At 69.3% G+C, this 7,493-nt stretch carries 8 protein-coding genes; all 8 read left to right on the forward strand.

Features of this window, described 5'->3' with window-relative positions:
• The first annotated feature begins 200 nt into the window (after positions 1–200).
• The 8 genes from ACFWI9_RS31705 (at position 201) to ACFWI9_RS31740 (ending at position 7,474) form a co-directional block, all read left to right on the forward strand.
• Complete coding sequence (locus tag ACFWI9_RS31705; RefSeq protein WP_387167975.1) at positions 201–845, forward strand: HAD family hydrolase; 645 nt, start codon at positions 201–203, stop codon at positions 843–845.
• A gap of 83 nt (positions 846–928) precedes the next feature.
• Positions 929–2,152, forward strand: a complete 1,224-nt coding sequence (locus ACFWI9_RS31710; protein WP_387167989.1) for an MFS transporter — start codon at positions 929–931, stop codon at positions 2,150–2,152.
• A complete protein-coding gene (locus tag ACFWI9_RS31715; RefSeq protein WP_387167978.1) occupies positions 2,103–3,278 on the forward strand; it encodes an acetoin utilization protein AcuC in 1,176 nt (391 codons plus the stop codon). Before ACFWI9_RS31710 ends, ACFWI9_RS31715 begins: the two co-directional genes overlap by 50 nt.
• A gap of 205 nt (positions 3,279–3,483) precedes the next feature.
• Entirely contained in the window at positions 3,484–4,299 is an 816-nt protein-coding gene (locus ACFWI9_RS31720) for a phosphatase (RefSeq protein WP_387167980.1), read from the forward strand.
• 128 nt (positions 4,300–4,427) lie between these two features.
• Positions 4,428–4,637 carry a helix-turn-helix domain-containing protein gene (locus tag ACFWI9_RS31725; RefSeq protein ID WP_338678324.1) on the forward strand — a complete coding sequence of 70 codons (210 nt, stop codon included), beginning with the start codon at positions 4,428–4,430 and terminating at the stop codon, positions 4,635–4,637.
• 110 nt (positions 4,638–4,747) lie between these two features.
• Entirely contained in the window at positions 4,748–4,846 is a 99-nt protein-coding gene (locus tag ACFWI9_RS31730; protein ID WP_003948845.1) for a 30S ribosomal protein bS22, read from the forward strand.
• Positions 4,847–5,164: 318 nt separating this feature from the next.
• A complete protein-coding gene (locus ACFWI9_RS31735) occupies positions 5,165–6,229 on the forward strand; it encodes an NAD-dependent epimerase/dehydratase family protein (protein ID WP_387167984.1) in 1,065 nt (354 codons plus the stop codon).
• Positions 6,230–6,346: 117 nt separating this feature from the next.
• Positions 6,347–7,474, forward strand: coding sequence for a lysophospholipid acyltransferase family protein (locus ACFWI9_RS31740; RefSeq protein ID WP_387167986.1), 1,128 nt, complete (start codon positions 6,347–6,349; stop codon positions 7,472–7,474).
• Positions 7,475–7,493: the final 19 nt, after the last annotated feature.

Here is a 7,493-nt window from a genome sequence, read left to right on the forward strand (position 1 = left end):
AGGGGGGACCCTGTGGGAGAGTAGGACACCGCCGAACAATTTTTCAGCCTCAACCCCCGGGCCTTGTCCGGGGGTTGAGGCATTTCTGCGTTCAGGCTCGGTATGGTCCCTGAGCCGCGCGACTACCTCCTTCCCGGCCCTGGCCGTCGGCGACATGGGCGCCGTGCGGCGGCTGCGGCCGACTTCAATAGGCTGGACGCATGCGCTATGACCTGGTCATCTTCGACAACGACGGCGTGCTCGTGGACAGTGAGCCGATCGCCAACACGATCCTCGCGGAGTATCTGACGGAGCTTGGCCACCCCACCTCGTACGAGGAGTCGATACGGGACTACATGGGGTCCGCCGTGCACCGCATCCACGACCTCGTCCTGGAGCGGACCGGGCAGCGGCTGCCCGAGGTTTTCGACGACACCCTCCACGCGCGCACGTTCGCTGCCTTCGAGCAGGCGCTCCAGGCCGTGCCGGGGGTGGGCGCGGTGCTGGAGAAGCTCGTGGCCGACCAGGTTCCGTACTGCGTGGCCTCGTCGGGGAGTCATCAGCGGATCAGGGTCGGGCACCGCAAGGCAGGGCTTGGTGCCTGGTTCCGGGACGAGAACACCTTCAGCGCCCAGGACGTGGGGCGGGGGAAGCCGGCGCCGGATCTGTTCCTGTACGCGGCCGAGCGCATGGGGGTGGCTCCCCAGCGGTGTGTGGTCGTGGAGGACAGCCCCCTTGGGGTGGCCGCCGCACGCGCCGCCGGGATGGATGTGTACGGGTTCACCGCGATGACGTCGCCCGCGAAGCTCGACGGCGCCAACGGGTACTTCGGGGACATGGCGGAGTTGCCCGGACTGATCCGCTGAACCGCCTGACCCTCTGATCCATTTGATGCTGTGATCCATCTACCCAGGGGTAGTTGAGCGCCTTACGCTGTGCGGCCATGACAATCGCTCAAGCGGCACTTCGGCACGGCCGGGCTTCGCTGGCGCTCAGCTTCGGTGTGCAGGGTGTGACCTTCGCTCTGCTGGTGACCCGGATACCCGCGATCCAGGACCGGTACGGCATATCCGACGCGCTGCTGCCGGTCTTCCTTGCCGCTGTGCCGATCCTGGCCGGTGTGGGCAGTGTGGCCACGGAGAAGCTCGTGGCGCGTGTCCGGCCAGGTGCTGTGCTGCGCTGGTCCCAGCCGGTGGTGCTGCTGGCCCTGCTGGGCGTGGGTGCGGGGACGGAGAAGTGGCAAGCGGCCGTGGCCCTGGGGGCGTTCGGACTGGCCGTCGGCGCCCTGGACGCGGCCATGAACATGCTCGGGGTGAGCCTTCAGCGGGAGTACGGCCGCAGCATCATGCTCGGCTTCCACGCCGTGTACAGCCTGGGCGGGATCGCCGGTGCCTCACTGGCCTGGGCCGGTGCGCACTGGGAACTGCCGCTGGTGGCGCTGTATCTGCCGGTGGTCGCGGTGCTGCTGCCCGCGGCGTTCGTCGGAAGCCGCTGGTACCGGGACGCGGGTCAGTCTCCCAGCGAGCGGGACGAGGCGGGGAGCGCCGGCGGTTCGGCCGTGGCATTCTCGCTGCTGCTGCCGCTGTGCCTGGTGATGACGTTCGCGTACATCGGGGATTCGACGGTCTCCAACTGGAGTGCCAAGTACCTCCAGGACGTGCTGGGCAGCTCGGAGGAGCTGGCGACCGTCCCGTACAACGCGTATATGGTGACGACCCTGTTGGGGCGGGCCGTAGGGGACCTGGGTGTGCGGCGCTTCGGGGCGGTGACCGTGGTGCGCTGTGGGACGGTGCTGGCGGCCGGAGGCTTCGCCGTGGTCGCGGTGGCACCTGGCGCGTGGACCGGACTGGCTGGATTCACCCTGCTCGGGCTCGGGTTGTGTGTGGTCGTTCCGCAGACGTTCGCCGCCGCCGGAAGGCTGTTCCCCGGGGCCAGCGATGTGGCCGTCGCACGCCTGAACATCTTCAACTACGTGGGCTTCCTGATCGGCTCGCCACTGGTCGGTGCGCTTGGGGACGCCTGGGACTACCGGGGTGCGATGCTTGTACCGATGTGCCTGGTGCTTGTGACACTGGTGTATGCCCGCTCGTTCGCGCCGGAGTCCGACCGATACGGTGGCGTTCATGAGCGGGCGCGCACGGTTGATGTGGGACGAGGCGGTCACGAAGTATGACTTCGGGCCCGGCCACCCGATGGATCCGGTACGGCTCGCACTGACCATGGGGTTGGTGCGGGCGTACGGGCTCGATCGCGCGCTCGACGTGGTGGCGGCCAAACCCGCTGGTCTGTCGACGCTGCGACTGGTCCACCGCGAGGACTATGTGGCGGCAGTGCGGACCGCGTCCCAGGACCCCGGGGCCGCCGACGAGTCGTACGGCCTGGGGACCATGGACGATCCGGCCTTCGCCGGGATGCACGAGGTGGCCGCGCTGATCGCCGGGCAGTCGGTGGGCGCGGCCGAGGCGGTGTGGCGCGGGGAGGCGGCGCACGCCGTGAACTTCGCCGGCGGGCTGCACCACGCCATGCCGGGGTCGGCGTCCGGGTTCTGTATCTACAACGACGCCTCGCTCGCCATCGCGCGGCTGCTGGAACTGGGCGCCGAGCGGGTCGCTTACGTGGATGTCGACGTACACCACGGCGACGGGGTGCAGGCGACGTTCTGGGACGACCCGAGGGTGCTGACCATCTCGCTGCATGAGCATCCGCGGACGCTGTTCCCGGGTACGGGCTGGCCCGAGGAGACGGGCGGGGAGGGCGCGGCCGAGGGGTCCGCCGTGAACCTCGCCCTTCCGGCCGGGACCGGCGACGAGGGCTGGCTGCGGGCGTTCCACGCGGTGGTACCCGAACTGCTGGCTGACTTCAGGCCGCAGGCGCTGGTGACCCAGCACGGCGCTGACACGCACTTCGAGGATCCGCTGGCGCATCTGGCGGTCTCGCTGGACGCTCAGCGGCTCGTACAGCAGGCCTGCCACAGCCTGGCTCATGAGTATGTCGAAGACGCGCGGTGGCTCGCGCTCGGCGGAGGCGGTTACGCGGTGGTTGATGTGGTGCCGCGGTCGTGGACGCATCTCGTGGGGATCGCGGCGCACGCTCCGGTGGATCCAGAGTCGGAGGTGCCGCAGGAGTGGCGTGACGAGGTCTACGCGCGGACCCGGCAGTTGGGGCCAGGGCGGATGACGGACGGGCTCACGCCGGTGTGGCGGGAGTGGGAGAGCGGGTACGACCCGGCGGACCGGCTGGACCAGGCCGTACTGGCGACCCGGCGGTCCGCGTTCCCGCTGAGGGGCCTGCTGGCATAAGGCCGTTCCGGCGCCCGTGACCCTGTGGCCCCGTGAGTCCGGCCCGTTGCCGGGCTCGGAACGCGATTCCGGCCATGTTTCCGGACCGTGGGCCGTGGTCGTGGGCCGTGGCCGGTAGTCGACCAAGGGGCGGTGCGTTACGCCGACTGTGCGGATTTGCCCGGGATTCCCGGCGCTGGTGCTGAGCCTGCGGGAGCATCGGGGGGTGTTGAGCAGGGGAGCGCTTCGCGCGCATCTGTTGGCAGCGCGGCTCGCGGGTCCGGTGGCCACCTCCAGGGAGGAGAGTCTGCGCAGCTATCGGCTGTTCGCGGCACGGGATCCCCGGGTCACGCTCGGACTCGATCCCGAATGGGTATGGGGTGAACGGGATCTGATCGCACTGATGGCCGACAAGTGCGGTGTCTCGGACGACCCCGCCGATGTCTCCGGTCCGGATGTGATCGATCCCGAAAGAACACTGAACGGTCTCGATGCCTTCGCCGAACGCCTTGCCGAGGCTGCCCGGCAGCGGACGCCGGTGTTGCTCGGGACCGGCCATCCGCACCGTCTCCTGGGGTTCTACGCCGAGCTGGCAGACGCTCTGTCGGCGGCGGGCTGTGTTGTCCTCACACCAGCGCAGGGGCGATGTGTCGACATAACGACCCGGTTCGGGGTACGCACGTACAACCTCGACTACGTCCGGGGAGTTGCCCTGGTGCGAGAACCGCACGCCCGGGACGCCGGTCGGAGGCTTGGCGCGCACACCCACTCACCCCTCCCGGTTCGGGCCGCTCTGGAGCGTCTGGCGGAGGCCGGAGGGCCACTTCCCGGGCTGGTCGTGGGGGATCACGGCTGGGTCTGCGGTGCAGGTCAGCTCGGGTTCGATGCCATCGGGCTGGCGGACACCGACGATCCGGCGCTGTTCGTCGGGGAGGCCGAGGGGCGGGTGGCGGTCGTCGTTCCGCTTGATGACGCTGTGCGGTCCGATTACTACCGGCCGCTTACTCGCTATGTACTCAATCGAGCGTGTCTGTCACAGTAAACGGCTGACGGCTGCTCCTCTTCCCCATTCGTACCACCCGCCCCTAGTCTGGGGAGTGAGCGCACCGCGACGAAGAGTCACCGGAGGGGAAGCCGGTGGGCGTCGTGCGCGGAAGGTACAGGTGGGTCATGTCTGCTGGCGAAAGGCCTCTCAACGAGGTCAAGTTTCTGACCGTGGCGGAAGTCGCCTCGGTGATGCGGGTGTCGAAGATGACGGTGTACCGGTTGGTGCACAGCGGTCATCTGCCGGCCATCAGGGTGGGGAGGTCTTTCCGGGTGCCGGAGCAGGCGGTTCACGAGTATCTCCGCGAGTCCTTTGTGGGGGTCGAATCCGCCTGAGACATCCCCTCGGTTACAAGCGCGTCGCTCAGGCGGGTAGGCTAGGCCGACGTAGGTCGTGTGGGCCCAGACGCCCCGCACCGAGTGAGAAGAAGTGAGCGAGGGTAGTCGTGGGCTCTGTTATCAAGAAGCGGCGCAAGCGGATGGCTAAGAAGAAGCACCGCAAGCTGCTCAAGCGCACGCGCGTGCAGCGTCGCAACAAGAAGTAAGCGACGGCTGTCCGTGTATTCGCGGCCCTTCCACCGACCCCGGTGGGAGGGCCGCGGTGCGTTTGTGGCTCGTGTCGCACTCCACGGCCCGCGTATACATTCGCGTCATCCCATGACTCCCGGCGCCGCCGCGAGGTCCGGGGCACGTCGCCGCGTTCTCGCGAGTTCTCCCTCGGCCTGGCGTGTTCGCGTCCCCGCCTCCCCGTGTCGTACGGCGTTGGGGGCAATGAGCCGTGAAGACCGGCTCGCGGTCATCACAGCGCAACATCAACCCGCTACGGTGACGCGTAGGGGAGAAGCGAACGGAAGGCGCTGATCTTGGGCAAGGTCGTGCTCGTCACCGGTGTGGCCAGGCAGCTTGGGGGCCGGTTCGTACGGCGTATCCAGCGGGACCCTGAAGTGGAGCGGGTGGTCGGCGTGGACGCGGTGGCGCCCGAGCAGCCGCTCGGCGGCGCCGACTTCGTCCGCGCGGACATCCGCCAGCCCGCCATAGCGCGCGTGCTGGCCGAGCACGGAGTCGACACGGTCGTGCACATGGACGTCACAGGTACGCCCCTGGGCTCGGGCGGCAGAGCGGTGGTGAAGGAGACCAACGTCATCGGCACCATGCAGCTGCTCGGTGCCTGCCAGAAGTCCCCGACCGTCAAGCGCCTGGTCGTGAAGTCCAGCACCAGTGTGTACGGCTCCGCTCCCCGCGATCCGGCCGTGTTCACCGAGACCACCCCGGCCAAGTCGCTGCCGAGCGGCGGCTTCGCCAAGGACGCCGTGGAGGTCGAGGGGTACGTCCGTGGCTTCGCACGCCGCAGGCCGGATGTGGCGGTGTGTGTGCTGCGCTTCGCCAACATCCTCGGCCCCCGGGCCGACTCCCCGCTCTCCGACTACTTCTCGCTGCCCGTGCTGCCGACGGTGCTCGGCTATGACCCGCGGCTCCAGTTCGTCCACGAGGACGATGTCATCGAGGTGCTGAGACTCGCGTCGCATGAGCCGCGGCGCGGCACGCTCAACAGCGGGACGTTCAACATCGCAGGCGACGGGGTGCTGCTGCTTTCGCAGTGCTCGCGGCGGCTGGGGCGTCCCACGGTGCCGGTGCTGCTGCCCGCCGTCACCTGGGTCGGTTCGGCGCTGCGTACCGTCGGCGTCACCGACTTCTCCCCCGAGCAGATCCGACTGCTCACCCACGGCCGGGTGGTGAGCACGGTCCAGATGCGCGAGACGCTCGGCTTCGCACCCGCCTATACGACGGCCGCGGCCTTCGCCGACTTCGCCCGCAGCCGGGCGCCCGGGCTGCTGCCGCCGGAGAGCGTGGCCAGGGCCGTGGACGGGCTCGCAGCGCTGCCCGCGATGGTGGGCGGCCGTACGACGACGGGCCCGGGCTCGGCCTAGGCACCGGCACACGGGCTTGGCCGGCCCCTCCCTCGGGACCGGGTGGCGCCGGACCCAGCGGCGCCGGACAGCGCGAAGACAACCGGATAGCGCCAGATATAAGGAGCGCAGTCAACGATGGCGGACGCCAAGGTCATTCCGTTCGACGACGACCGGTCACGCACGGGCGCGTCGCAACGCCCGGTGCGGCGGCGCCCCGGGGCCGGTCGGCGAAGGCCCCCCGCCGAGGCGGTGGCGATGCGCGAGGTCCCGACCGGCGCGGTGCCGGGGCAGTCAGAGGGTGCCGAGACCACTGCGGGAGCCGAGGCGGTGACCGCGGGCACGGCGGACCGCGCGGGCTCCGTGAACGGTGTACGCGCCACGGGCGCCACGGGTGCGGGCGGCGCGACGACGGCCGGCGGCCATGGCGGCTGGGACCGCCGTATCGCGGGCGGCCTGGCGTTTCTGCGGCGCAGGCTCACCGGCGAGTACGAGGTCGACGAGTTCGGCTACGACAAGGAGCTCACCGACCAGGTGCTGATGTCCCTCGTGCGCCCGCTGTACGACAAGTACTTCCGGGTCGAGGTGAAGGGCATCGAGAACATCCCGTCGCAGGGCGGGGCGCTCGTGGTGGCCAACCACTCCGGGACGATTCCGCTCGACGGGCTGATGATGCAGGTCGCGGTACACGACAACCACCCCGCGGAGCGGCATCTGCGGCTGCTCGCCGCCGATCTGGTCTTCATGCTGCCGGTGATAAACGAACTGGCGCGCAAAGCCGGGCACACGCTGGCGTGCACGGAGGACGCGGAACAGCTGCTACGGAAGGGCGAGGTCGTCGGGGTGATGCCCGAGGGCTTCAAGGGCATCGGGAAGCCCTTCAGCGAGCGCTACAAGCTCCAGCGTTTCGGGCGGGGCGGCTTCGTCTCCACGGCGCTCAGGGCGGGCGTACCGATCGTCCCCTGCTCGATCGTCGGGGCGGAGGAGATCTATCCGATGATCGGCAACGCGAAGACCCTGGCGCGGCTGCTGGGCTTTCCGTACTTCCCGCTGACGCCCACTTTCCCCTGGCTGGGGCCGCTGGGTGCGGTGCCGCTGCCGACGAAGTGGACCATCCAGTTCGGGGAGCCGATCGAGACCGACGGCTACCCGCCGGAGGCGGCGGAGGACCCGATGCTGATGTTCAACCTGACCGACCAGGTGCGGGAACAGATCCAGCACACGCTCTACAAACTGCTGGTGCAGCGACGCTCTGTCTTCTTCTGAACAGACGGGTGTGGGGGTG

Origin of the sequence: Streptomyces sp. NPDC127084 (assembly GCF_042724175.1) — a bacterium.
Taxonomy (GTDB): Bacteria; Actinomycetota; Actinomycetes; order Streptomycetales; family Streptomycetaceae; genus Streptomyces.